Source organism: Amycolatopsis sp. lyj-108, assembly GCF_046549005.1.
In the GTDB taxonomy this organism is placed as follows: domain Bacteria; phylum Actinomycetota; class Actinomycetes; order Mycobacteriales; family Pseudonocardiaceae; genus Amycolatopsis.
The window spans coordinates 254,464-280,338 of the sequence record NZ_JAJPWQ010000006.1; the positions used below are offsets into that span (position 1 = coordinate 254,464).

Annotated in this window: 22 protein-coding genes and 1 tRNA gene; 5 read left to right on the plus strand and 18 right to left on the minus strand. The window is 67.0% G+C overall.

Annotated features, from left to right (window positions below; genetic code table 11):
- Window position 1 precedes the first annotated feature (1 nt).
- Together ACLJO0_RS23230 and ACLJO0_RS23235 are read right to left on the minus strand one after the other, a co-directional pair.
- Window positions 2–3,040 carry a condensation domain-containing protein gene (locus ACLJO0_RS23230; RefSeq protein ID WP_410580505.1) on the minus strand — a complete coding sequence of 1,013 codons (3,039 nt, stop codon included), beginning with the start codon at window positions 3,038–3,040 and terminating at the stop codon, window positions 2–4.
- Between the two features lie 47 nt (window positions 3,041–3,087).
- The gene (locus tag ACLJO0_RS23235) at window positions 3,088–4,839 is read right to left on the minus strand and encodes a non-ribosomal peptide synthetase (protein WP_410580506.1); all 1,752 of its coding nucleotides are present in this window, start codon (window positions 4,837–4,839) and stop codon (window positions 3,088–3,090) included.
- 292 nt (window positions 4,840–5,131) lie between these two features.
- On the opposite strand from ACLJO0_RS23235, the gene ACLJO0_RS23240 reads away from it, so the two are divergent.
- The gene (locus tag ACLJO0_RS23240; RefSeq protein ID WP_125791817.1) at window positions 5,132–5,587 is read left to right on the plus strand and encodes a cupin domain-containing protein; all 456 of its coding nucleotides are present in this window, start codon (window positions 5,132–5,134) and stop codon (window positions 5,585–5,587) included.
- A gap of 129 nt (window positions 5,588–5,716) precedes the next feature.
- Window positions 5,717–6,286 (plus strand): GNAT family N-acetyltransferase, encoded by a 570-nt coding sequence (locus tag ACLJO0_RS23245; RefSeq protein WP_410580507.1) that lies wholly within the window; start codon window positions 5,717–5,719, stop codon window positions 6,284–6,286.
- A gap of 35 nt (window positions 6,287–6,321) precedes the next feature.
- Here ACLJO0_RS23245 and ACLJO0_RS23250 read toward each other — a convergent pair whose 3' ends face one another.
- The gene (locus ACLJO0_RS23250; protein ID WP_410580508.1) at window positions 6,322–7,278 is read right to left on the minus strand and encodes a ParB N-terminal domain-containing protein; all 957 of its coding nucleotides are present in this window, start codon (window positions 7,276–7,278) and stop codon (window positions 6,322–6,324) included.
- Window positions 7,279–7,546: 268 nt separating this feature from the next.
- Here ACLJO0_RS23250 and ACLJO0_RS23255 point away from each other — a divergent pair, with 268 nt between their 5' ends.
- A complete protein-coding gene (locus tag ACLJO0_RS23255; RefSeq protein WP_410580509.1) occupies window positions 7,547–8,515 on the plus strand; it encodes a LysR family transcriptional regulator in 969 nt (322 codons plus the stop codon).
- Here the strand turns inward: ACLJO0_RS23255 and ACLJO0_RS23260 are convergent.
- From ACLJO0_RS23260 to nfi, 5 genes are all read right to left on the minus strand, one after another.
- Entirely contained in the window at window positions 8,463–8,870 is a 408-nt protein-coding gene (locus ACLJO0_RS23260) for a RidA family protein (protein WP_410580510.1), read from the minus strand. The genes ACLJO0_RS23255 and ACLJO0_RS23260 overlap by 53 nt on opposite strands.
- Window positions 8,871–9,121: 251 nt before the next feature.
- Window positions 9,122–9,195, minus strand: a tRNA-Leu gene (locus ACLJO0_RS23265).
- A 124-nt stretch (window positions 9,196–9,319) separates the two neighbouring features.
- Window positions 9,320–10,648 carry an NAD(P)/FAD-dependent oxidoreductase gene (locus tag ACLJO0_RS23270; protein WP_007028829.1) on the minus strand — a complete coding sequence of 443 codons (1,329 nt, stop codon included), beginning with the start codon at window positions 10,646–10,648 and terminating at the stop codon, window positions 9,320–9,322.
- 84 nt (window positions 10,649–10,732) lie between these two features.
- A complete protein-coding gene (locus ACLJO0_RS23275) occupies window positions 10,733–11,425 on the minus strand; it encodes a uracil-DNA glycosylase (RefSeq protein ID WP_410580511.1) in 693 nt (230 codons plus the stop codon).
- Window positions 11,422–12,102 (minus strand): deoxyribonuclease V, encoded by a 681-nt coding sequence (gene nfi, locus ACLJO0_RS23280; protein ID WP_410580512.1) that lies wholly within the window; start codon window positions 12,100–12,102, stop codon window positions 11,422–11,424. The genes ACLJO0_RS23275 and nfi overlap by 4 nt, the downstream gene beginning before the upstream one ends.
- A gap of 28 nt (window positions 12,103–12,130) precedes the next feature.
- Between nfi and ACLJO0_RS23285 the strand changes: the two genes are divergently transcribed.
- Window positions 12,131–13,627, plus strand: coding sequence for a S10 family peptidase (locus ACLJO0_RS23285; RefSeq protein WP_410580513.1), 1,497 nt, complete (start codon window positions 12,131–12,133; stop codon window positions 13,625–13,627).
- 343 nt (window positions 13,628–13,970) lie between these two features.
- Window positions 13,971–14,723, plus strand: a complete 753-nt coding sequence (locus tag ACLJO0_RS23290) for a hypothetical protein (protein WP_410580514.1) — start codon at window positions 13,971–13,973, stop codon at window positions 14,721–14,723.
- An 87-nt stretch (window positions 14,724–14,810) separates the two neighbouring features.
- Here the strand turns inward: ACLJO0_RS23290 and ACLJO0_RS23295 are convergent, their stop codons facing one another.
- From ACLJO0_RS23295 to ACLJO0_RS23340, 10 genes are all read right to left on the minus strand, one after another.
- The gene (locus tag ACLJO0_RS23295; protein ID WP_410580719.1) at window positions 14,811–16,469 is read right to left on the minus strand and encodes a S8 family serine peptidase; all 1,659 of its coding nucleotides are present in this window, start codon (window positions 16,467–16,469) and stop codon (window positions 14,811–14,813) included.
- Between the two features lie 144 nt (window positions 16,470–16,613).
- The gene (locus tag ACLJO0_RS23300) at window positions 16,614–17,612 is read right to left on the minus strand and encodes an ABC transporter ATP-binding protein (protein WP_125782568.1); all 999 of its coding nucleotides are present in this window, start codon (window positions 17,610–17,612) and stop codon (window positions 16,614–16,616) included.
- Window positions 17,605–18,597, minus strand: a complete 993-nt coding sequence (locus tag ACLJO0_RS23305) for an ABC transporter ATP-binding protein (RefSeq protein WP_125791807.1) — start codon at window positions 18,595–18,597, stop codon at window positions 17,605–17,607. Before ACLJO0_RS23305 ends, ACLJO0_RS23300 begins: the two co-directional genes overlap by 8 nt.
- Before the next feature lie 6 nt (window positions 18,598–18,603).
- Complete coding sequence (locus ACLJO0_RS23310) at window positions 18,604–19,557, minus strand: ABC transporter permease (RefSeq protein WP_410580515.1); 954 nt, start codon at window positions 19,555–19,557, stop codon at window positions 18,604–18,606.
- The gene (locus ACLJO0_RS23315; protein ID WP_125791805.1) at window positions 19,550–20,476 is read right to left on the minus strand and encodes an ABC transporter permease; all 927 of its coding nucleotides are present in this window, start codon (window positions 20,474–20,476) and stop codon (window positions 19,550–19,552) included. The genes ACLJO0_RS23310 and ACLJO0_RS23315 overlap by 8 nt, the downstream gene beginning before the upstream one ends.
- Window positions 20,477–20,585: 109 nt before the next feature.
- Window positions 20,586–22,205 carry an ABC transporter substrate-binding protein gene (locus ACLJO0_RS23320; protein ID WP_410580516.1) on the minus strand — a complete coding sequence of 540 codons (1,620 nt, stop codon included), beginning with the start codon at window positions 22,203–22,205 and terminating at the stop codon, window positions 20,586–20,588.
- 256 nt (window positions 22,206–22,461) lie between these two features.
- Entirely contained in the window at window positions 22,462–23,415 is a 954-nt protein-coding gene (locus ACLJO0_RS23325; RefSeq protein WP_410580517.1) for an exopolyphosphatase, read from the minus strand.
- A gap of 22 nt (window positions 23,416–23,437) precedes the next feature.
- Complete coding sequence (locus tag ACLJO0_RS23330; RefSeq protein ID WP_410580518.1) at window positions 23,438–24,634, minus strand: lytic transglycosylase domain-containing protein; 1,197 nt, start codon at window positions 24,632–24,634, stop codon at window positions 23,438–23,440.
- Between the two features lie 183 nt (window positions 24,635–24,817).
- Window positions 24,818–25,333: a DUF501 domain-containing protein gene (locus ACLJO0_RS23335; protein ID WP_410580519.1), complete on the minus strand. Its 516-nt coding sequence runs from the start codon at window positions 25,331–25,333 to the stop codon at window positions 24,818–24,820.
- 89 nt (window positions 25,334–25,422) lie between these two features.
- Window positions 25,423–25,785, minus strand: coding sequence for an FtsB family cell division protein (locus ACLJO0_RS23340; protein WP_125792864.1), 363 nt, complete (start codon window positions 25,783–25,785; stop codon window positions 25,423–25,425).
- Window positions 25,786–25,875 lie beyond the last annotated feature (90 nt).

Genomic DNA, 25,875 nt, shown 5'->3' on the forward strand with positions numbered 1-25,875 from the left:
TTCAGTTCCCCTTATCCGTTTTCGCATCCGGATCAGCCGTCAGGTTCATCGCCTTCGTCACGAGCGCGGCGAGAAGATCGGTGATGGTGTCTTCGTCGAACAGGTCGCTCAAATAGGAAGCGGACAGCAGCAGGTCGTCGCCGTGTTCGATGACGGTGAGCTCGAACTCGTACTTGACGTGCAGCGGCCGCAGCGGGAGATAACGGGCTTGGACGCCGGGAGACAGCTCGGCGGGCGACGGCACACCGTCGGCCGAAGCGAGGTACACCGGCGTCACCGGCGGCCGGTCGAGGCCGCGGTCGGGATGCACCCCCGACGCGATCGCGTCGAACGGCACATCCGCGTCGCGGTAGCAGGAAACGCTCGCCTCACGGACCCGGCCGAGCAGCTCCCGCCAGGTGGGTTCGCCGCTCGCGTCCACCCGGAGCACCAGGGTGTTGACGAACATGCCCACCGCGTTCGCGGACTCCGGCGCGTCCCGGCCGACCCAGGGGATCGCGAACAGGAAGTCCCGCTGCCCGCTCCGGTCGCCGAGGGTGCTCGCGAGCAGCGCCGCGGTCGCCATGAAGGTGGTACAGCCGAGTTCGCCGCAAACCTCCCGTAACCGGGCCGTCGGTTCTTTCCCGAGATTCACCTGGCGGGACGCGCCGAGGGTCGGCTGGGTGGCCCCCCGCGGCCGGTCGTACGGGAGCAGCACATCGGTCGGGGCACCGTCCAGTTCGGACACTCTCGCGGCGGCCCGCTCTTCCCGCGACGCGGCCGCCGGAGAGTCTGATCCGTCCACTATGGACGGATGGACGGGTGCCGGAAGGGCGGCGGGCCCGCCTTCCCGCTCGGCTCGATAGGCTTCGGCCAGCTGTTCGGACAGGATCTGCTGCGACCATCCGTCGTTGACGATGTGGTGCGCGCTGATCACGACCAGCGTCCGGTCCTTTCGCGTGATGACCTCGGCGCGTGCGAGCGGGCCCGTCGCCAGGTCGAACGCGTCCCAGCTCACCTTCGCCAGCCGGGCCTCGAGCCGGGCGTCGTCCCACCGTTCACCCCCGCTCACCATGATCTCGGGGGCCGGCGCGTCCGTGCGGTAGAAGAGCCTTCGCAGCTTCCGGTCGAGCTCGAATCGGGAGCGCAACGCGGGATGGCGGCCGAGGACCTGCTGAAGCGCCCGGCGGAGCGCGTCCTGATCGATCGCACCCCGCAGTTCGATCACCATGGGGAGCACGTATGCCGACCGGAGCCCGGCGATCCGGTCGAGGAACCAGAATCGCTGCTGCACCGAGGTCGCCGGGTACCGGTCCGCCGGAGCCGGTGTTCCGCCCGGCCTCTCGGCCGGCGCTTCGGCACCCGCGGCGAGCAACCGGCCCAGCCCGGCGACCGTGGGCTCGGCCAGGAAGCCGGCCGGGGGCACCCAGATACCGTGGCGCCGCTGAGCCTCGGAAAGCATGTGGACCGCGAGCAGGGAATGCCCGCTGAGAGAGAAGAAGTTCGTCTCCGGAACCAAGTCCGCGACGGTGAGCACCGGATCGGCCTTGGCCACCTTGGGCAACACGTCCACGAAGAGCTCCGCGGCCCACCGTTGCTCCTCGGTGAACTCGCCCCGCCCGACCTCGGCCGGAGGCCACCCGGGCTCCTCCTCGGCGTCCTCCGGGTCTCGCTCCCAGCCTGCCGTCCGGTCGTCGGCATCGTCGATCCCGGCGAGCAGTTCACGCACGGTGACGCCGGGGTCGGCCACCGCCTTCGCGAGGACGGCCAGGAAATCGTCGCCGACGAACCGGCCCATGCCGCCGGGAAGGCGATCGGTCGCGAACTCGACCATGCCGGTGATCTCGTCCTGCCCCTCCTCCAGCAACAACAGGAGGTCGAACTTGGCCGTACCGGTCGGGAGCTGGACCGGCGAAGTCCACAGCTCCGGAGCGGGCGGCTTCGGCGCGGGCACGTTCTGAAGCGCGAACCCCACGTCCACCAGGCCGGCGCGGGCACCCTTCACCGCGGCGACCTCGGCGGTCAGCTGGTTGAAAGGGATCCGTTGGTAGGTAAGGGAACGGAAGGCCTCTTGCCGGGTCTGGGCACAGAGTTCGGCGAACGTCCAGTCCGGTTCCGACCGGCATTTCAGCGGCACGGTGTTGACGAAGAACCCGGCCAGCTTCTCCAAGTCCGGATGCGGGCGATTGGCGGCGAGCGTCCCCACCAGGAACTCCGGCCGCCCGGACCACTGCCGCAACACCAGCTGAAACGCGGCGAAGAGCAGAACATACGGCGTCGCGCGCAAAGCCTTCGCCAGCTCTCGCAGGTTCGCGACCACTGGTCCGGGCACCGTGAAGGTGTGCTGAGCCCCGGGAAGGGCACCTTCCGGAGAGACCGGTCGTGCCCGCCGCCCGGTGAGGTTCACTCCGCCGGGCAAGGTCAGCAAGTCCGTCGCGCGGTCGGCGATCCGTTGCCGCAGATCGGGATCGGCGCCCGCCGCCCGGTCCCATGCCGCGAAATCGGCGTACTGGATCTCCAGCCCGGGCAACGAAGCCGGTCGGCCTTCGATCGCCGCCTGGTACGCCTTGCCGAGATCTTCCAGCAGCACGGCGATCGACCATCCGTCGACGGCGATGTGGTGGATCACCAGCAGGAGCGCATCACCGGCGGGAGCGCCGCGCCACAACGTACAGCGCAGGATCGGCCCCACGGCCAAGTCGAAGGGTTTCGCGGCTCTTTCCCCGGCGTCCGCACGGATCCGTTGCTCCGCGTCCGCCGCGCCGTCGAGTTCGATCACCTCGACCTCGACGGCCTCGGAATCACCGATCACCTGTATCGGCTGTCCATTTCGGACCTGGTAGGTCGTGCGCAGTATCTCGTGTTTCGACACCACGGCGGCCAAAGCGGCGCGCAGCGCCCCGGCGTCCGCCGGGGCGCGCCAGCGCATGAGCAGCGGAACGTTGTAGGTCACCGAACCCGGTGTCGTGGCGTCGATGAACCACAGCCGTTCCTGTGCGAACGACAGCGGCGCGACACGAGCGCCCGATCGGGTCAGCGCGGGCAAGGTCGAATTGGTCAAGAGTTCCCCCGGTGAATCGTTGCTCCGTGAACGAGGGTGGCCGTCGGCTACGAGACCGCCGAGCGGACGTGCACCGCCAGCGCGTCGAAGGATTCGGCGAGCAGCACGTCGGCCGGTTCCAGGGGAACCGCGTACCGTTGCTGGATCCGGGAAGCGACCTGGACGGCGAGGACGGAGTTCCCGCCGATGTCGAGGAAGTTGTCGGCGGCGGAGAAGTTCGACCTGCCCAGCACGTCTCGCAAGATCCCCTTGACCTGGGCGAGAACCGGGTCATCGAAGGATCCGGTTTCGGCGGGGTCTTCGCGGCCCGCTTCGGCGAACAACGCGAGCATCCGCGCACGGTCCGCTTTCCCGGTCGCGCCGACCGGCAGCTCGGACAACACGTGCCAATGGGCGGGAATCATGTAGCCGGGCAGTTTCCCCGCCAGCCCAGCGGCCAGCGCGCCTGCCACGTCTTCGCCCGTTCCCTTGGCGGGCAACAGGAACGCGACCAGTTCGGCGGACGCCCCCGCGCCCACCTTTTCCACGAACGCGGCGTCGACGAGACCGGTGGAAACCGCGACCCGCTCGATTTCCTCCAGTTCGATCCGGAAGCCGCGCAGCTTGATCTGCCGGTCCTTCCTGCCGAGCATTTCCAAGGCACCACCGGCGACCTCGCGCACCAGGTCCCCGGTCCGGTACACCCGCTCACCGGTCGACGGCTCGATCACGAACCGTTCCGCGGTGAGTTCGGGGCGGTTCAGATAACCGGTGGCCACCCCCGGCCCGCCGAGGCACAGCTCTCCCGTTTCTCCGGCGGGTACCGGGTTCAGGTCTTCGTCCAGCACGTGGACCGTCGTCTTCTGCAGAGCGTGCCCGATGGGGATCCGTTCGACACCGGCCAGGCTTTCGACGGTGCATTCGAAGAAGGTGGCGAAAGCGGTGGCCTCGGTCGGTCCGTAGCCGTTGACCAGCCGGTCCGGCGGCCGCGCGGCGAGCACCCGCCGGACCGCCGCGAGGTCCAGCTGTTCCCCGCCGACGACCAGGTTCCTCATCGAGCCGAAAGCGTCAGGACGCTCCCAGGCCACCGTATGGAACAGCGACGTGGTGAGGAACATCGTGGTGATTTCCTCGGTGCGCACCAAGTCCGCCCAAGCGTTCATGGTCACGTCGGTGAGCAAGGGAAAGGGCACGACGGTCCCGCCGGAGGTGAGCGTGCTCCAGATCTCGCAAGTGGTCACGTCGAAAGCGGGATTGCACGTGTTCGCGACCCGGTCGCCCGGCTCGATCGTGCAGTAATTCGGATCCACCACCAACCGGTTCACCGCGCGATGCGGGATCACGACGCCTTTCGGCCGTCCGGTGGAACCCGAGGTATAGGTGACGTAAATCGGGTCTTCACCGGCCGCGGCTTCAGCCGGTGCCGCCGTCGAATCGGGCTCGCCTCGCTCTTGTGGCACCGAAAGCACTCGCACGCCCGAAGGAAGCCGCGCCCGGCGCGCGGCTTCGGCCGATGGAGCGCAGATCAGCACCCGCGAGCCAGATTCCCCGACGATTCCGGCGATGCGTTCCGCGGGAGCGTGGACGTCCAAGGGCAGGTAGGCGGCGCGAGCCCGGACGACGCCGAGGAAGGCCACCACCAGGTCGAGGGACCGGGGAAGATCGACCGCGACGAGATCGCCAGGGCGCACCTCTTGGGCCGCGAGGACCTCGGCGAGCCGCCCGGCTTGCAGCCAGAGCTCACGGTAATTCATCGACCTGCCGGTGAGCGGTTCGCGCACCGCGCAGGCTTCCGGCCCGCGCTCGACCCATTCCTCCACAAGGGTCGCTATTCCCTTGCCGGAGGCAGGCGCCGAGAAAGAATTGCCCCGAGCAGGTTTCGTCCTTGTCGCGTGTTCGGCAGACCCCATGGAACAACATCCCCCAGAACATGATTGAACAGATCAAGACCTTGCCAGGCAGTAGAAGCCCGCTTGGATCGACCGCACCCCAGCCCCGATCGCCAAGCTAGGTGATGCGGGCGATGCCATCAATACGCCAATCGAGGCAAGGATTCGTTCACGTCGCACCCGACGCGGTCACGCAACGCGGATCACGGATATCTTTTTCCGCATGACACTTCCCGCGATCTTTCTTCGCGCCTCGGACGAAGGTGAAGTACTCGCTTACGGTGACGGCAATGTCTCTTCGGTGCTGGCTTCGGGAGACGCGACGGGTGGAGCGTTCTCCGTTGTCGAGCACCGTCTTCGGCCCGGCGCGGGCGGCCCGCCCTTGCACCGTCATGAGCGCCTGTGTGATTCCTTCTACGTGCTCGAAGGAACATTGACGCTCCGTATCGGAGAGCACACCGTTTCCGCGGGCGCGGGATCGTACGCGTGTTTTCCGCCAGGAGTCGCACACTGCTACCGCAACGACACCGACGCCCCGGTGCGCATGCTCAACATCAACTCGCCGGGTGGCTGGGACCGGGTCCTGCGCGCGCTGGTCTTCGCCGGCGGCGACCGGCCGCTCGACCGGACGGAGATCGGGCGCGTCTCCGCCGAGTACGACATGATCGTCTTGGAATAGCGGCGGCCGGTGTTCGACTGCGAATTCTCCCCAGTCGAACACGAACGAGCCCGGATTCCGCTGCCTTTTTCTGCGGTAACGTCCAACCAACCGACCAAACGAAGCCGGCCGATCAAACGGAGGATCACCTTGCTGCGTCACCGCCTCACCCCGAACGCGGATCTCCGCGCGCTCGAACCCTGGCTGGCGGCCGAGTTCGCCGCCTACGTCCACCGGGCACGGGAGCACTTGGCGCCGTGGCTACCGTGGGCCCGGACCATCGTCGACGAGGAGACCGCCCGGCAGTTCCTTCAGCGGTACGCCGATCAGCAGGCCGCCGACGGCGGGCGGATCCAGGGGATCTGGCTGGACGACGAACTCGTCGGTGGCACGCTGTTCCGGATCTTCGATCCCCGGACTTCCACCTGCGAGATCGGAGTCTGGCTCGCGAGGGAAGCGCAAGGACACGGACTGATCCAGCGAACGGCGAGGCTGATGATCGACTGGGCCGTCCACGAGCGAGGAATGAACCGCGTCGAATGGCGCACCTTTCCGGCGAACGCCCGGAGCATAGCGGTGGCGCAACGGCTCGGGATGAAGCGTGAAGGCATGCTTCGCGAGGCGTTCCCCATGGACGGCGTCGGCCAGGACATCGAGGTGTGGTCGATACTCGCCGCCGAGTGGCGGGCGGCGGCGAACCCGCCCGCCACGTCCCGCTGAGCGAGGCCGCTCAACTGGACATGGCAGACGCACCCTCACTCGGCGGCCGCCGGCCTCTCCGTCCGAGGCAGCTCCAGCTGGCGGGCGAACTCGCGCCAGGATTCGGCGCAGCTACGGGCGATGTCCGCCACCGCGACACTGCAGTGCTCGGGAATACCGTCCACCAGCCTGTCCCAGCCCTCCACGCCGAGTACATGGACATCGAGCAACCGGAGCACGGTGCGCCCCGCTTCGGTGAACCGCAACGACGGATCCATGCGCAGTGTCTCCAAGGCCGCGACGGCGTCGTCGGCGAGTGAATCGGCCGTATACCTGTCGCCCGCCTCGGGAGCCGCCGGATCGCGATGCGGCGAAGCCGGGAACTTCTTGGCACGACGCTGCCGCAACGGAACCGGATCCTGACCACGCCGCAACCGTTCGCGCACATCCCTCGCGGTACTCACGGAGACGCCCGCCGACCGCGAGATCTGCCGCAACGGAGCCTTCGGGTCGCTGGCGATCAGGTCGCGTGCGCGGAGACGACCCTGTGCGGCGTTGAGCGGGCGGACGCGTCCGTCCAGGCCGACCCGGGTGTCCGGTTGCGGCACTTCGCCTGCCGAACGAGAACGGATGGCGGCCACGGTCTTGTGCGCGAGTCCCGTGGTTTCCGCGATCGCGCGGTCCGACAGGTGCGGATGGGAGCGGATGATCCGTGCCGCGGCCGACGCGCGGTCGATGGGGGACAACGGCAGCCCGTGCGTGGAATTGAGCCTTACCGCCAGCACGAACGCGTCCAGGTCGGAACCGTCGAAATAACGCACCGCGATCAGCTCTTCCCCACGGAGCACGGCAGCCCGCAACCGGTGCATCCCGTCGATCACCCGCATCGTCGCACGATGCACGACGATCGGCGGCAAACTCGCGTCCAGCTCCGCCAGCTCACGCACATGCTCCCCGTCTTCGCCACCGATCCTCGGCGAATCGGAGGGCAGCAGTGAGGCGATCGGTGCCATGACGACCGGGCCACGATCATCAAGATGCCCGTATTCCACAACATCTCCGGTATTCACGTCCAAGACCTGTCCCCCGTCGAATCCCATGTTGGAAACGTCCGATCCGGATACCGCCCCCAAGACGGCATCCGACCCATGACCAACGTTCACGCACGGAAAAGGGAATCGGTTGCCACGCTGGAAAAATTCGCGCGACTGCCCCCTTCTCCGCCCCTTTGGCCGCCGAAGTCGAGCCGCCGCGAGCACGAACGGCGTAAGATCGAGCGCTGTGCCTTCAGAGCTACCGGACCCGGTTTTGCTGCGAACGTTCGTTTCGGTCGCCGAACGCGGGTCGTTCACCGCGGCGGCCTCCGCGGGTGGATACACCCAGTCCGCGGTTTCGCGGCAGATGGCTTCGCTCGAAGATGTCTGGGGGGTGGAACTGTTCGCCCGGCGGGCTCGCGGGGTCCGGCTCACCCCGGCCGGAGAACATCTGCTTCCCCACGCGAAGGCACTCCTCGAGCGATTCTCCGACACCATTCGCGCGCTGGACGCCGTCCGGCGGCTCGACGTCGGGCACTTGCGGATCGGCGCCTTTCCCACGGCGAACCTGGCGCTGGTTTCGGGCGCGCTGGAACGTTTCCAGTCCCGGCACGAGGGAATCTCGTTGGCACTACGGGAAGGGACCACCGAGCGCCTACTGGGCCTGCTGGGCGCGGGCGACCTGGACATCGCCGTGGTCAGCACCCACAAGAATCCCGATCTCACCGGCATCCACCTGGATCATCTCGTCGAGGACCGGATACACGTCGCCCTGTCGGAAGAACATCGGCTGGCGTCTCGGGACGAGATCCCCATGGCCGAACTGGCGGACGAGCACTGGATCGTCGCGGACACGGTCGAGGCCGTGTCCGCCCTGCGGGCCACCTGTGCCACCGCCGGCTTCATCCCGAACACGCCCCTGCGCGCCGGCGAGTGGATGGTCAAACTCGAACTGGTGGCAGGCGGCCTCGGTGTGGCGCTCATCCCCGGCATGATGACTCCCCACATCCCGGCGAAAATCGCCGTGCGGTCGCTCGCCCCCGATCCGCCGAGACGGACCGTGTACGCGGCCGTCCCCCCGCACGCGCACAGATATCCGGCGGTGGCCGCGTTCCTCGCGGATCTCCGTTCCGTGGCCGCCGACCTGGCGAAGATCCCGGACCTCACGCCGGAAGCGAAACGACGAGGTCGACTTCCAAAAGCGCGTCGGGATTGAACAGCCTGCTCACCTCGACGGTGGTACTGGAGGGCGGCGGCCCGGTCAGATGTTGTTTGCGAACGGCCAAGTAGCCCGGCAACTGGTCCATGTCGGTCAAGAAGGTCCGGATGTTGACGACGTCGTCGAAACCGGCACCGTGCGCGGCAAGGATCTTGCCGAGTATGTCGAACACCTGCTCCGATTGCTTGCCGACGTCGTCCTTCCCCACCAGCGCACCCCGGTCGTCGATGGCGATCTGCCCGGAAACGTACAGCAGGGCGCCGGAGTCTCCGTTCACGCGAACGGCGTGGGAGAAGGCTCCCGGAGGCGGCGCGGGCACGCCGGGCGGGTCACTGTGCACAATACGAGGCATTGCCGGACTCGTTTCGATCGACGCGGGCTCGCGGGCGGGAATCCTTCATGGCCACCAGGAAGCCGTCGGCCGCTATGCGTTCCGGCCGAGGAGTCCAGGTCATCGCACGACCACCTTATGGTCGTCGGCAGCACGCGACCAACGACCGTTTCTCATGGCAATCATGCGAGATCGGCATGGCTCATCGGGGAATCGGTTCGGGTGAATCTTCACCGGACCGGCGACGCACGCCGGGCAACAGTTGCCGTTTGTGCCCCGGACGGGGATCGAACCCGCACTGGGTCGATTTTAAGTCGACTGCCTCTGCCAGTTGGGCTACCGGGGCACAGACCAGCCTAGGCGATGCCCCGGGCCGGTGGTCACCGAGGCCGGGGCCTGATCCTGAACGCAGTGAAGGCCTCCTTCCCTACCTTGAGCGTAGGGAAGGAGGCCTTCACGGACCTCCGGACTCAGGACTTCGACAGCCGGTCGAACTCCTCGCGCGGGTTGTTGATCTGGCCGAGCGAGATGACCTCGCGCCGGAACAGGCCACCGAGCATCCAGTCGAACAGGATGCGGATCTTGCGGTTCCACGTCGGCATCGCCTTGAGGTGGTACGCGCGGTGGAAGAGCCAGGCCGGGAAGCCCTTGATCTTCAGGTTCAGCGCGTCGGCGACACCCTTGTGCAGGCCGAGGCTGGCCACCGCACCCAGGTTCTTGTGGTAGTAGTCCTTCGGCTTGCCGCCGCGGATCACCTTGATGATGTTCTTCGCCAGCAGACGCGCCTGGCGGACGGCGTGCTGCGCGTTCGGCGGGCAGGTCGCGGTCGGGTCCTGCTCGGTGCGCGACAGGTCCGGCACGGCGGCGTTGTCACCGGCGGTCCAGACGTCGGGGTGCCCGACGACCTGCATCGCGGCGGTGGCCTCGACGCGGCCGCGCTTGTCCAGCGGCAGGTCCGAGCTGGCGAGCACCGGGTTCGCCTTCACACCGGCGGTCCAGATGATCGTGTCGGTGTCGAACTCGGTGCCGTCCGAGAGCACGACGTGGCCGTTTTCGAACGACTTCGCCGCCGTCGACAAATAGACTTCGATGCCGCGCTTTTCGAGCTGCTCGACGGTGTACACACCGAGCGTCTCGCGCACCTCGGGGAGGATCCGCCCGGCCGCCTCGACGAGCACCCAGCGGATGTCCTCGACCTTGAGGTTCGGGTAGTAGTTCTCCACCGCGAAGCGGGTCATGTCCTCGAGCTCGGCGAGCGCCTCGATACCGGCGAACCCGCCGCCGACGACGGTGAACGTCAGCAGGCGTTTGCGCTGCTCGGGATCGAGCGTGCTGGCGGCCTCGTCCAGCTTCGTCATGACGTGGTTGCGCAGGTAGATCGCCTCACCGATGGTCTTGAAGGCGATACCTTCCTCGACCAGGCCCGGGATCGGCAGGATGCGCGCCACGGCGCCGAGCGCGACCACGAGGACGTCATAGTTCAGCTGCTCGACGTGCCCGTCGGCGGCCTCGACCGTCACGGCTTTGCGCTCGTGCTCGATCTTCGTCACGCGCGCGGTGAGCACGTGGCAGCGTTTGAGCACGCGCCTCAGCGGCACGACCACGTGCCGCGGTTCGATCGCACCGGCCGCCGCCTCGGGCAGGAAGGGGGCATAGGTCATGTGCGGCTGCGGGTCAACGACCGTCACGGACGCTTCGTTGGCCCGGAGCATCTTCTGGAGCCCGTACGCCGTGTAGAGCCCGACGTATCCACCACCAAGGACGAGGATCCGTGTCGGTTCCGACTTAACACCAGCCATATTCCTATAGTCGCACCCATCTGCTGAGATCGCTCGGAGACCCCATCCGGCTGTGACCAGCGTCGCCACGGCTTCCGCACCGATTCAGTTCAGGCCGGCCACCGAGGTCGCGGAGGCCAGGACGTCGCACACCATGTCAAGGGTCAGACGGCCGGTCTGGACATTGCGCTGCGACACGTGATAACAGCCGAAAAGGCGCAGGTCGCCGAGGTCCACTTCGACTCCGTGGCCGAACTTCGGGCGTGGCGCGGGCACCGGCCAGCCCGCCTCCGCGAGCACCGGAAGCAGCGCCTGCCAGCCGAACGCGCCGAGCACCACGACGGCTTTCAGCGTCGGTTTCAGCAACGCGAGCTCCGCCGCGAGCCACGATCGGCAGGTTTCCCGTTCCTCAGGTGTGGGCTTGTTTGCGGGTGGCGCGCATCTCACCGGGGACACCATCCGGGTCCCTCGCAGCTCGAGGCCGTCACCTATATGGGTCGACGTCGGCTGCGACGCGACCCCGACCCGGTGAAGCGCCTTGAAGAGAACGTCACCGGACGGGTCACCCGTGAACAGGCGGCCGGTCCGGTTCGCACCGTGTGCCGAAGGAGCGAGGCCGACGATCGCCAGCGACGCGTCCGGCGGGCCGAAGCCGGGCACCGGCCGGGCCCAATAGGTCTCACCGGCGAAAGCCGCGCGTTTGACCACGGCGATCTCCTCGCGCCACGCGACCAGCCGCGGGCAGGCGCGGCAGCCGATGACCTCGGCGTCGAGTTCGGCGAGGGAGTGGAACCTCATAACGCCCCCTTCAACGCGTCGCGGGCGAGACGGTCGGCGTGCCGGGTCGTCTCGGGCTGACGGAACGAGGGGCACAACCGCAGCACCTGGCGGCACGCGTTGTCCAGCGAGATCTTGTGGCCGACGGAGACATAAACGGGTTTCACGCCGTCCTGGGTGCGCAGGACCGCGCCGACGACCTCTCCGTCGTCCAACAAGGGTGCCCGCGAGCCGCGTTCCGCGCCGGGTTCGCCGTGTTCGCCGACGAACCGGGTCTTGCCGACCCCGATGGACGGCAAGCCGGTCACGACACCGACATGGCACGCGAGCCCGAACCGGCGCGGATGTGCCAGGCCGTGCCCGTCGCAGACCAGGAGGTCCGGGACGTGGTCGAGCGCGCGGAGGGCGTCGAGCAGCGGCGGCAGCTCGCGGAAGGCGAAAAGCCCGGGTTCGTACGGGAACGAGACCCGCGAAACGACGGTGCGCTTTTCCACGACGCGGAACCCGGGCGTTTCGAGGGTGACCGCGGCGGCGGCGATGAGGTCGCCGCCCTCGTCGTAGGCGACGTCGAGTCCGGTGACCGTGACGATCTCTTGTGGACAACGATCCTCGGGATCGACCAGGCCACGCAGGGTTTCCTGGATCTCGATCGCCTGTTCAGCGGTGCTCGGGCGATCATGCGCCGTGACGATGTCCACTCCTACAGACTGCCAGTAAGTTGGGGGTATGCCCGACACCAATCCCGATTCGAACGCCGCCGACGAGAAGGACGCCCCGTCGGTGGAAACCAAGGTCGAGCCGACCGACGACCTGGTCACCACGAAGCACACGCTGACGCTCAAGCGCAAGAAGCTCGCCTACACGGCCCAGACCGGGCGGATCGTGCTGCGGAAGGAGGTCATCACCGACGGCAAGTCCGAGGGCTACAAGGCCAAGGCCGAAGTGTTCGTGACCTCCTACACGCTCGACGACGCGGAGCCCGGCTCGCGCCCTGTCACGTTCGCGTTCAACGGCGGGCCAGGCTCGGCGAGCGTCTGGCTGCACATGGGCCTGCTCGGCCCGCGCCGCGTACTCTCTGGCGACGTCGACGACCCGGTCACGCCGCCCTACGGGTTGACCGACAACCAGGAAACCCTGCTGGCGCACAGCGACCTGGTGTTCATCGACCCGGTGTCGACCGGCTACTCGCGGGCCGTGGACGGCGAGGTGGCCAAGGAATACCATGGCTACACCGCCGACATCGAGTCCATCGGCGAGGTCATCCGGCTGTGGGTCTCGCGTAAACAGCGCTGGCTGTCGCCGAAGTTCCTGGCGGGCGAGTCGTACGGCACGCTGCGCGCGGCCGGGCTGGCGGCTCATCTGCAGGAACGCCACGGGATGTACCTCAACGGGCTCCTGCTGATCTCGTCCGTGCTGGATCTGGGCACCCTGCGGTTCACCGAGGGCAACGACCTGCCGTACTCGCTCTACGTGCCGACGTACGCGGCGATCGCGCACTACCACGGCCTCCACGGCGACCGCCCGCTCGACGACGTCCTCGCCGACGCCGAGGACTTCGCGGCCAAGGAACTCCCCTGGGCCCTCGCACGCGGCGCCCGTCTGTCCACACAGGACCGTGCGGAGGTCGTGGCGACGCTCGCTTCACTGACCGGGCTCAGCGAGTCCTATGTGGACCGGGTCAACCTGCGGATCGAGCACGTCCGGTACTTCACCGAGCTGTTGCGGGACAAGGGCCTCGTCGTCGGCAGGATGGACGGTCGGTTCACCACCTGGGAACCCGACGGCGGCCGCGAGCACATGAGCGACGACCCGTCGATCTCGCGGATCATCGGCGCCTACACGGGCGGGCTCAACCACTACGTGCGCGCCGAACTCGGCTACGAGAACGACCTGCCGTACGAGGTCCTGTCGACGGACGTTTTCAAGGCCTGGTCGTACTCCGACTTCGAGGGCCGCTCTGTGTCCTCTGTGGACTCGCTCGCTTCGGCGATGCGGGCGAACCCGCACCTGCGGGTGCATGTCGCCTTCGGTCACTACGATGGCGCTACGCCTTACTTCGCTTCGGAGCACGTGCTGGCGCGCCTTCAGATCCCGGAGCAGCTGCGGGAGAACATCGACACGGCGTACTACCCGGCCGGGCACATGATGTACGTGCACGAGGAGTCGCGGGTGCGGCAGGCGAAGGACCTGGCGAAGTTCATCAAGACCGCCTCGGGCAAGTAGCCCCCTCGGCCGCGCTCCTGCCTGCAGGTGCCATGAAAGGTCCTTTCCTTGCAAATTTTGCAAGGAAAGGACCTTTCATGGCGCTCCGGGATCAGATCCTGTCGGACCTGCCGATCACCATGTCGGCATGTACCTATCAAGAGCTCCGTTCACGGACTCATACCTACGTCAACACAGTCGGCACGGCGTCATCCGCGTGGCGACCCTGGAGAAACTAGGAGTCACACAAAGCACGTCCTACCGAAGATGCCAGCCTGGCGGGAGGTGGACCCACCTGCTGCCGGGCATCGTCCTACTTTCGAAGGAACAACCGACCGCGCGGCAACGAGTCGAAGCCGCATTGATGCTCACCGGCTCCCAGGGGATCGTCACCGGCTTCGAGGCCGCGCGACGATACGGCCTACGACAGTCCGGCCCTCATGGGACAGTCCATTTGCTCATTCCCCAAGAGCGCAAAGTACGAAGCGTCAAGTTCGCGATCATCGAAAGAACGATCGCCATGCCGGAACGTCGCGTGCTCGAAGGGGTACCGCTGGCAGCGCCGGCGCGAGCGGTCCTGGATGGCGTTAGGCGCATCCGCGAACTCGAGCCGGTTCGTGCCTTGCTCATCGAAGCCGTCGAGGCGGGCCTTTGTACCGTGGACGAGCTGAGTGCCGAACTCGAGTCCTGCAGCAGACGAGGAACGGCGCTTCCTCGTGCCGTACTCAGAGAACTCGCGGCCGACATCAAGTCGGTCCCCGAAGCAGAGGCGCTGGCGATCTGGAAGAAGGCGGGTCTGCCGCCTGCCGAGCGGAACGTCAAGATCTACGACGCCTTCGGCAACTACATCGGCAAGCCCGACTCATGGTGTGATGAGCTCGCCATGGCATGGGAAATCGATTCGTATGCCTACCATTTCGGCAGGGATGCGTATCGGAAAACCCTTCACCGCAACAATCGGTACGCGGCCGCTGGGATCGTCGTCGTGCAGACCTTACCGTCCCGGATTCGCGACGAACCGGACAAGGTCATCGCCGAACTCCGTGGTGCGGCCGACGCAGCAACACAGCGTCCGAGACCGGCCATCACCGTGGTCCGCACCGATCGAGCCGCCTGACAGACCGCCCCGCGACGCTATGAAAGGTCCTTTCCTTGCAAATTTTGCAAGGAAAGGACCTTTCATAGCACTAAAGAACCGAGGAGATCAGCCCCGCACGTACTGCGAACCCCGCGTAACGGCCGACCAAGCGTCCACGGCTCCGTGACCGTAGAAGCCGTTGAACGAAGCGTCACCGGTGCAGGTCGCGGTGAACGACGCGTCCCGGCCTTCGTCCAGGTAGTCGACGGTGCGCGGCACCGGGCAGGCGACGTCCGAAGCCGTGCCCTCGAGCACCCGCTGCACGGCGTCCGGGTTCATGCCGAAGTCGCGCGAGCCCTTGCCGTACTGCGAAACGATGAGCGCCGCGACACCCGCGGCGTGCGGGGACGCCATCGACGTGCCCTGCAGCCACTGGTAGTAGCCGACGCTGCCGTCGGCGGCGGTCGCCTTCTTGATGCCGGCGGTGACACCGTCGGGGGTGATGTTCCCGGCCGCGTCGATGGTGCCTTCCGCGACGCCGACGTTGCGCGGGTACGTCGAGAGGATCTGGTTCTCGAGCGTGCGGAACCACGGGGTGCCGAAGCCGTCACGGAAGTAGCCGCCGGGTGCGGAGACCGAGATCTGCTCGACGCCGTAGTTCGAGTAGTCCGCCTTCGCCTGCGAAGGACCGAAGGACGAGACACCGATCGTGTGCGGGCCTTCGATGGGCAGCGAGAGGCAGCTCGCGTTGTCGATCTGCCGCGGGTGCGTGCTGTTCGACGGGTAGCCGGGGCTTGAAGCGTCCGGCTGCGGGGCGGCGAGGTCACTGTGCTGGTTGCCCAGCGAGACGACCTGGGTGACGCCCTTGCGGTGCGCGTAGTTCAGCGCACGGGTCGTCGCCTCGATGATGGTGCGCTGCTCCGCCTGCTGCGCGGGCGTGTCCGCGGGGTTCGCGGCGCAGTTGTACAACCACGGGTCCGTGAAGAAGCTCATGTTGACGACGTCCACACCGGCGTCGCCCGCGTAGGTGATCGCGTCCACGGTCGACTGCAGGAAGAAGAAGCCCGAGTCCTGCCCGGCGCGGATGTTCACCAGCGTCACGTTCGGCGCGACACCCGAGACACCGAAGCCGTTCGCGGCGGCGCCGATGGTGCCGGCGACGTGCGTGCCGTGCCCGTTGTCGTCGTGGTCGGCCGGGTCGACACAGCTGCGGTATTCACACGGTCCGTCGACCACGGCGCCGTTGACGTCGGCGACGATGTCCTTCGTGAAGTTCCGCGACGCCGCGCGGTCGAAGTTCGGCGCGATGTCCGGGTGGTTCCCGTCGACACCGGTGTCGATGACGCCGACCTTGACGCGCTTGTCACCTGGCTGCTTGGTCCGCGAAAGATCCGACCGGACCGACTTGAGTCCCCAAAGCTGATCGTCGAGCGGGTCCATGCCGACGGCCTGCGCTTGCGCCGGCTTCTTGGCGGACGGGGCCGCGGCGCCGCGGCCCTCCTTCTCGACGACGCTCGGCTTGACCTTCGCCTTGCCGTTCTTCGGCGCGGTGCCGATCGGCTTCGCTTTGGCCGCACCGAAGACCGAGCGGTCCGCGGAGACGCGTTCGGCGAAACCGTTGGCGGGCGCGGTCGCGGTGATCAGGCCGACCGCGGCGTTGCTCGCCACGACGGTGCCCCCGGCGGCACGGATCGCCTTCTCCACCGAAGCCACACTTTGACCTTCACGGGCCAGAACGGAGAATTCGGTGGCGGCGCCGGAAAGCTGTGGTTGCGCGGACGCCATCGGCGCGGCGACGATTGCACCGAACAGCGGTACCGCCAGCGCGATGACGAGAGATCTGGGCTTTTTCACTTCCTGCCTCCTGAAGAAACTATTCGTGCAAGCTACGTGAGTGATCTCTTCTTATCAACGAAGTCCCTACGAAAGTCAGGGGACGACCGTTTTCTCCTCCGCGAAATGGCAGGCCGACAAATGCCCGCCGGACCGCGTGATCAATTCGGGTACCTGATCAGCGCAAATGTCCTGCGCCTTCCAGCACCGCGTGCGGAACCGGCAGCCAGACGGCGGATCCAGCGGGCTCGGCACGTCGCCTTCCAGGCGGATCACCTGTCGCTGCCCGCGCAACGCCGGATCCGCGACCGGCACCGCGGACAGCAACGCCTGCGTGTAGGGATGCGACGGATGCTCGTAGATCTCCTCTTCGGTCCCCATTTCCACGATCTTGCCGAGATACATCACCGCGACCCGCGTGGAAAGGTGACGGACAACGGACAGGTCGTGTGCGATGAACACATAGGAAAGGCCGAATTCCTTCTGCAGTTCACCGAGCAGGTTCATCACCTGCGCCTGGATCGAAACATCCAGCGCGGAAACCGGCTCGTCGCAGATGATCACTTTCGGCCGCAACGCCAGCGCCCGCGCGATCCCGATGCGCTGGCGCTGGCCACCGGAGAACTGGTGCGGATACCGGTTGATGTGCTCGGGGTTCAGCCCGACGACGTCGAGCAACTCCCGCACCTTCGCCGCCCGCGAGCCCTTCGGGGCCACCTCGGTGTGGATCTCGAAGGGTTCACCGATGATGTCGCCGACCGTCATCCTCGGATTCAACGACGTGTACGGATCCTGCAGCACGATCTGGATCTCACGCCGCAACTTCCGGAGTTCGGCTCCCCGCAACGCGAAGATGTCGCGGCCCTCGAAGGTCGCGAGGCCGCCCGTGGGTTCCTCCAGCCGCATCAGCACCTGGGCCAGCGTGGACTTGCCGCAACCGGATTCGCCGACGACGCCCAGTGTTTCCCCTGGCATGAGATCGAAGGAGACCCCGTCGACGGCCTTCACCTGCCCGATGGTGCGTTTGAAGAGGATCCCGGCTCGCACCGGGAAGTACTTCACCAGGTTCTCGACCCGCAGAATGGGTTCAGACACGGCCGCTCACCACCTCGTCGGCGAAGTGACAGGCGCTGACCCGGCCGAAGCCGAGGTTGTGCAGAGCCGGCCGTTCGGTCTCGCACCGGCTCTCCGCCCGCGGGCACCGCGGATGGAACGGGCAGCCGGGCGGCACGTTCAGCAGGCTCGGCGGCAGGCCCTTGATGGTCTCCAGCGTCTGTCCTTTGAGGTCGAGCCGCGGCAGCGAGGCCATCAGCGCCTCGGTGTAGGGATGCCCCGGCGAGCGGAACAATTCGGCGACGTCGGCCTGTTCGACGATCCGGCCCGCGTACATCACGGCGATCCGGTCGGCGACCTCGGCGACCACGGCGAGGTCGTGCGTGATGAGGATCAGCCCCATCCGCCGCTCGGCCTGGATCTCCGCCAGCAGGTCCATGATCTGGGCCTGCACGGTGACGTCGAGCGCGGTCGTCGGCTCGTCCGCGATCAGCAGATCGGGATCGAGCGCGAGCGACATGGCGATCATCGCGCGTTGCCGCATCCCGCCCGAGAACTGGTGCGGGTACTCGCGGATCCGGCGGGCGGCGGCGGGGATGCGCACGGTGTCGAGCAGTTCGATCGCCCGTTTGCGTGCGTCCTTTTTGGACATACCGAGCCGGACCCGCAGCTGTTCCTCGATCTGGAATCCCACGGTGAAGACGGGGTTCAGCGCCGAAAGCGCGTCCTGGAAGATCATCGCGATCTCCCCGCCCCGGACTTCACGCCGCCGCTCTTCGGTGGCCGTGAGCAGGTCCTCGCCGCGGTAGCGGACGGCGCCACCGGTGACGACGGCGGGCGGGCTGTCGAGGATGCCCATCACCGTCTGCGCGGTCACGCTCTTGCCGGAACCCGATTCTCCCAGCACGGCAAGGGTTTCTCCGGCGTGCACGGAGTAGTCGACGCCGTTGAGCACGGTCGCGACACCGTCGGACGTGCGGAACTCGACGTGAAGGTCTTCCACCTCTAGCAGCAATTCGTCGGTCACAGCCGCTCACCGGGCCTTCGGGTCGAGCGCGTCGCGGATCCCGTCACCGAGCATGACGAACGCGAGCACGGTGATGGTGACGAATCCGGCGGGGAACAACAGCATGTGCGGGTTCACCCGGAAGTAGTCCCGCGCGTCGCTGATCATCACGCCCCACGAGATGACCGGCGGTCGCACGCCGACACCGAGGTACGCCAGCGTCGCTTCCGCGCCGATGAACGCGCCGAGCGCGATGGTCCCGTAGACCAGCACCGGCGCGACCGTGTTCGGCAGCAGATGCCGGAACACGATGCGCGGCGTGCTCGCGCCGAGTCCCCGCGCGGCCTTGACGTAGTCGAGTTGTTTGGCCACCAGCGTCGCCGACCGCATGATGCGCATCGCCACCGGCCAGCTCAGCGCGGCGATCGAGACCACCACCTGCACGATGATGGTGACCGCGCCGGGATTCGAGCCGGGTGTGTTGAAGGTGGTCAGGATGACGATCGCGCCGAGCACGAACGGCAGTGCCGCGAAGATGTCGCCCACCCGCGAGAACAGGCTGTCGACGAGGCGGCCGTAGTACCCGGCGACGATCCCGACCACCGAGCCGATCAGGATGGTCAGCACCGTGGCGAAGACGCCGACCAGCAGTGACGCCCGCGCACCGTGGATGGTCCGCGCGTAGACGTCGTAACCCTGGTTGTCGTAACCGAACCAGGCGTCCGCCGACGGTCCTTCGTTGGCGTGGAGCAGATCGCTGAAGCCGGCGGGCCGGGAACTGAACAGGTCGGGCGCGATCGCGATGAGCACGACGAGCACGATGATGACGGCGGAGATGATGAACGACGGCCGTTTGCGCAGCATCCGCCAGGCGTCGCCGCCGAGGCTGCGCGGTTTGTGCGCCACCGCGGAATCGTCGGCGACTCCGGCGCCGGCGATGTCCACAGAGGACACGCCGCCCGCCACATTGGGGTCAGTCATAACGGATCCTCGGGTCGAGAACGGCGTAGAGCAGGTCGACGGTGAGACTCACCAGCAGGTACACCATCACCAGCAGGACGACGACGCCGGTGACGGTGGCGCCCTCCCGGTTCTGGATACCGCGGAAGATGAGCCCGCCGATGCCGTTGATGTTGAACACGCCTTCGGTGACGATGGCCCCGCCCATGAGCGCGCCGATGTCGGTGCCGATGAAGGTCAGCACCGGGATCACCGAGTTCCGGAGCAGGTGCACGCCGACGACGCGGCTGCGCGGCTGTCCTTTCGCGATGGCCGTGCGGACGTAGTCGGCATGCCGGTTTTCGGCGATGCTAGCTCTGGTCAATCGGGCGATGTAGGCCATGGAAAGGCTGCCGAGCGCGATTCCCGGCACGATCAGTTCGCCGATCGTGGCGTCCTCGGAGACGCTCGCGTCGATGATGCCCAATTCCGAACCGAGGACGATCTGGAGCACGATCGCGGTGACGAACACCGGGATCGAGATCAGGAACGTGGTGGACATCAGCACGAGGTTGTCGAGGAAACCCTTGCCTCGCAGGCCGGTCAGGATACCGGCGGACAGGCCGATGATCGCTTCGATGGCCACCGCGATGAGGGCGAGCCGGACGGTCACCGGATAGGCGTTCCCGATCAGTTCGCCGACCGAGACGCCGTTGAAGGTCTCGCCCCAGTCGCCGGTGAACAGGTTGCCGAGATATTTGAAGTACTGGACGAAGATCGAATCGTCGAGGTTGAACTTCGCGGTCATCATCTCGATGTAGGCGGGCGGGCAGGCGACCTGACCGCATTTGCCGGCGAACGGGTCGCCGGGTACCGCCCACACCAGGGCGTAGATGAGGAACGTCGTGCCGAAGAAGACCGGGATGAGTTGGAGTAGGCGTCGGAGGATGTACTGGGACATGGGCGTGCCGTCCTGGGGATCGCGTGGTGGGAGCTGTCGGTCCGGCGGGTCGTGAGTGGCGATTCGGGTAAGAACCCGAATCGCCGCTCACGACCGCACGACCACGCGATTACTTCGCCGCGACCTCGATGGACGCGTAGTCCGCGAGACGACCGAAGTCGAGCTTCGCGGTCTTGAGGCGGTTCGACTTGCCGCCGACACCCTTCTCTTCCCATACGGGGATCTGCGGGAGATCCTTCGCGATCAGGTCCTCGGCCTGCTGGTACAGCTTGATCGCGGCCGCCTTGTCGGCGGTCTGGTCCGCCTGGGTCAGCAGCGCGTCGACGGCCGGGTTGTTGTAGGTGGAGTCGTTCGACGAACCGGTGCTCTTGTAGCGCGGGTTCAGGTAGTTCTCGATCGACGGGTAGTCGGCGGACCAGTCGGAGCGGCCCATGCCGGTCAGCTGGCGGTTGTTGACGATGCTGCGCCACTGCCCGAAGTCGGTCGCCGGCACGAAGTCGCATTCGACGCCGAGCGCGTTCTTGATGCTGTTGCACGCAGCGACCAGCGGTTCCTTACGGCCACCGTCGGCGTTCGACGCGATGGTCAGCTTGCCGGTGTAGCCGGATTTGGCGAAGAACTCCTTGGCCTTCACCGGATCGAACTTGCAGAACTCGCCGCAGACACCGGGCCGGTAGCCCTCGATACCGCGCGACACGTAGCCGTCGGCGGGCGCGTAGGTGTCGTTCATGACGGTCTTGACGATCTGCTCGCGGTCGATGGCCAGCGAGATCGCCTTGCGCAGGTCGAGGTTGTTGTAGCCGGGCACGTAGTACGGGAGCGCGAGCGCGCTGACGCCGAGCAGCTTCCCTTCGACCAGACGCTCACCGAGGTCGGTCTTGTACTTGCCACCGGCCTTCGCAGCGGGTGGGAGCGCCTCCATGAAGTCGAGGCGGTTGCTCAGCAGATCCTGGTACGCGGTCTCCTGGCTGGTGTAGATGCGGACTTCCAGGTCCTTGAACTTGACCTTGTCGTCGCCCTGGTACTCGTCGAACCGCGTGAGCTTCATGTTCTGGTTGGGCGTGCGCGAAACGAACTTCAGCGGCCCGTTGCCGATCGGGGCCTTCGCGAACGCCTCCGGGTCGGCGAAGAACTTGTCCGGCAACGGCGCGAAGGCGAGGTAGCCGATCTTGGTGGCGAACACCGAGAACGGGCCCTTGAGGGTGGCCTGGAACTCGTAGTCGTTCACGACCTTGAGCCCGGACATCTCCTTGACGGCGGGCTCTTTGGCGCTGATCTCGTCGTAGCCCTGGATCTGCTCGAAGAACGACGCGTTCTGCATGCCGTTCTTGCCGTTCGCGCTGTAATTCCAGGCGTCGACGAAGTTCTTGGCCTTGACCTCGGTCCCGTCGTGGAACTTCCAGCCCTTTTTGATCTTGATGTCGAAGACCTTCGAATCGGTCGTGGTGATCGATTCGGCCATCAGGTTGTACGGCTCGGCGGTGTCGGATTTGTAGCCGACCAGCGCCGAGAAGACCGGCTTGAGGGCCTTGGACCCACCGAGCTCGTTGGTGTTGGCGGGAATCAGCGAGTTCTCCGGCTCGGTGCCGTAGACCGAAACCGCCGCGTTGGCATCAGCGGCACTGGATCCCTTGTTCTCACCGGACCCACCACCCCCACAGGCCGTCAGCAGCAGGGCCGCCGTGGCCACCACCGCCGTCGCTCCCCAGAACCCGCGTGAAGCCCGCATGTCCCCTCCAACTCTCGTCGTCGGATTGTCGGCGGACGCTGGTCGCGCCCTACCGCCCAGAAGGTGAGACGACGCTATGGGACAGGTGAAGCCGATCACAGTGCGTTGGTGTTGCAAATGTGTGACGGTCTTCCGGACCACCCGGTCAGAGCACAACGTTGGTAGGAACAGCGCTGCGCCGAATGGTCTAATCCGGACTGGAGGTCACCGCTTGATCACCTAAAGAAATGGCTTCACGTAAGAGAAAACCCGGCCCTCAGGCCAACGAGAGCGCGATCCCGTCGAGGATGTCGTGCTCGGAGATCACCAATTCGTCAGGACCACTGCGCGTGGCGAACTGCTCGGCCAGCACCTGCACGATCACCGAACCGCCGCCGATCACGTCGACCCGGCCCGGGTGGATCACCGGGTTCGCCGCGCGGGTCGCGTGGTCGGCCGTGAGAAGCGACTGCGCGACACGGTCGATGTCCGCGTGGGAGAGCTTCGAGAGGTGGGTGCGCTCGGAGTCGTACTCCGACAGGCCCTGCGCCACGGCCGTCAAGGTCGTGACCGTCCCGGCGACACCGATCCAGGTCTTGGCGGTGGACACGTCCACGACGTCGAAGGCCTCGGTGAGGACCTTGGCGGCCAGCTCGCGGGCTTCGGCGATCTCGGCCGCTGTCGGCGGGTCGGACTTCAGCGCGCGTTCGGTGATCCGCACACAGCCGATGTCGACCGACTTGGCCGCGATGACCTCGGCCTGGCGGCCGTCCCAGGTCCCGACCACGAGTTCGGTCGAGCCGCCGCCCACGTCGACCACCACGAACGGGCCGTCGTCGGGATCCTGCTCGCCGACGGCGCCGGTGAAGGACAGCCGCGCCTCTTCGTCCCCGCTGATGACTTCGGCCTCGGTGCCGAGCACCTCGCGCGTCATCGCGAAGAACTCGTCGCGGTTGCTCGCGTCACGAGTCGCCGACGTCGCGACCATGCGGACCTTTTCGACGCCCTTGCGGCGCGCGGCGACCGTGTAGTCGGCCAGCGCCTTGCGGGTGCGCTCGAGCGCCTCGGGGGCCAGCCTGCCGGTGGCGTCCACCCCCTGGCCGAGGCGGACGATCCGCATCTCGCGGTGCAGGTCGCGCAGGTCGACCGTCCCGTCGTGACGGGGGGTCAGCTCGGCGACGAGCAGACGGATGGAGTTGGTCCCACAGTCGATCGCGGCAACACGAGGCATGCCGCCAGAGTAGTCAATGCGATCAGGGGGACTTGGTACCGCTGGTTTCCGTCGGCGTCGTTGTCGTGGTCGTTGTGGTCGTCGTCGGCGAAGTACAGGTCTGCGGCGGAGTCGGAGTCGTGGTCGTCGGGCTGGTACTCGTGGTCGGTACCGTCTCCGTCACGGTGACCGTCGGACATTGCGGTGGCTTCGAGCTTGACGGCGATTTCGACGGCGAAGAACCCGAATTCGTCGGCGGCAGCGAACTCGACGGCGGCGGCGTCACCGAACCGGGTGGCGTCGACGGCACCGGAGGCGGCGGCACCGACGCGGGCGGCGGAGCGGCACCGGCGTTCGGGGCGCCGATGGGCACCCTGCTGTCCGGCGTCGGCAGCACACCCGTGCGGTAGGCCTCGGCCCAGATCAACACGGTGTTCACGTAGGTGTCGGAGTTGTTGTAGCGGAAGACGGCCGCGCGCAACTGGTCCGGTTTGGACAGATCGAGCCCGCCGGAGCACAGGTACCGCCCGGTGCCCAGCGCCGCGTCGAAGATGTTGTTCGGGTTGGACTCGCCGTCTCCGTTGCCGTCGGAGGCGTAGCCCTTCCACGTCGACGGGATGAACTGCGTCGGGCCGACAGCGCGGTCCCAGACCGTGTCACCGTCGAATTTGCCGCCGTCGGTGTCCGGGATGGCCGCGAACGGTCCGGCACCGTTGAGCTGCGGGCCGAGGATCGGTTCGAGGGTGTTGCCCTTCGCGTCGACGTAGCCGCCGCGCGCGTGGTTGGACTCGATGCGGCCGACACTCGCGATCAAAGCCCAGTCGATGTGACAGGTGGGCTGTTCGGCGATGAGGATGTCGGCGGCGTTGCGGTACGCGGCGAGCGCGGTGACCGGGATGCCGAGCGGTCCGTTGGGGAGTTCGTCCGCGGGCAGCGGGAGCGGGGTCGGGGCGTTCGGCAGGCTGCCGTCGACACCGATCTGCTGGACGAGCGGGTTCTTCGGGTCATAGCCGCCGACGAGGGCGACGTTGTCGGAATGGACCGTGCTCGCCGTCGCTGCCCAGCTGCCGGCGACGATGACCCCGGCACAGGCCGGGACGATGGCGAGGACACCTCCGGTCACCGCGGCGATCGTGCGGTGCCGGAGACAGAGTCTCCGGACGGCTAGGGGTACGCGTCTCAGGCGAGAGCCCATGGATACCGCACCGGTCACCGCGCCTGGCACGTGCCTCACGCGCATACCTCAGAACCCTCCCGGCGGATCGCGATCCGGCGATCCGGTACTTGCCCAACCCCGTCAACCCCGACCGTGCCCAGCCTGCCGCATACGGTGACCGGTTTCACCCCATAGGGGAGGACCAGTTGGCCGACATCGGGTGAATTAACCCACCTGGAGGAACTATCTGTGCACCAGGGGTCGGTGTTACCCCTGGCAGTCGCCCGACGGCCATCCGTTGGCTTTGAGCAGCGCGAGGGTTTCGTCGCCGAACGGATTCACACCGGGGCCGACGGCGAGCGTGTGCGCCAGGTGGACGTGCAGGCATTTGACGCGTCCGGGCATCCCGCCCGCGCTGACCTCGTGGCCGAGCGGGTCGATGGCGTCGCGTTCGGCGAGGTAGCTCTCGTGGGTCCGCTGGTAGGCGGCCGCCAGCTCGGGGTCCTCCGCGAGCCGGTCGGTCATCTCCTTCATCAGCCCGGACGCCTCGAGCGTGCCCACCATCGAAGTCAGCTTCGGGCAGGTCAAGTAATAGAGCGTCGGGAACGGGGTGCCGTCGTCGAGGCGGGGGCTGGTCTGCACGACCGACGGGTGGCCGCTCGGGCAGCGCGCGGCGACGGCACGCAGCGCACGGGGTGCCCGGCCGAGCTGTTCCGCGATGATCTCGCGGTCGGCGTCGGTCACGGGCTCGAAGGAAGACTTTTCCGTGCTGTTCACGCCCATAAGGCTAAACGCCCGGCTGAAGGACGCTTTCCCCGCATAGGACGTGGTGAAAGCTCCCTTCACCGCATCTCATGCGGCGAAGGTCCCCTTCAGCCGCCCGCGACCTGATCCCACAGCTTCTCGTACCAGGAGCCCGCGGGCACCGGCTGCTGACCTTGCGGCTGTCCCGGTGCGGGCGCCTTGTCCTCGGGGAGCTGCACGATGTACGGCGTCTCGCCGGGCTTCACGAAACCGAACCGCTTCCGCGCCTCCGCCTCGATCTGCGCGGGATCGCTCAGCTCGGCCTTGCGGCCTTCCAGCTGGGTGACGCTTCTCTGCAGTTCGGACTGCAACTGCTGCTGCTCGTTCACCTCGGACTTCTGGCTGAGGTACGTGCGCAGCGGGACGGCGATGGTGAACGCGAGCGCGCACACCACGATCGCCACCACGGCGGCCCGGCGGGTGGTGGACATTCCGAGCACCTTCGCGGCACCCGATGCCCGTTTCGCCGCCAGGCTGCGGCGCAGCCGGGTTCGGGCGCGGACCTCCGTCGTCGTCGTGCG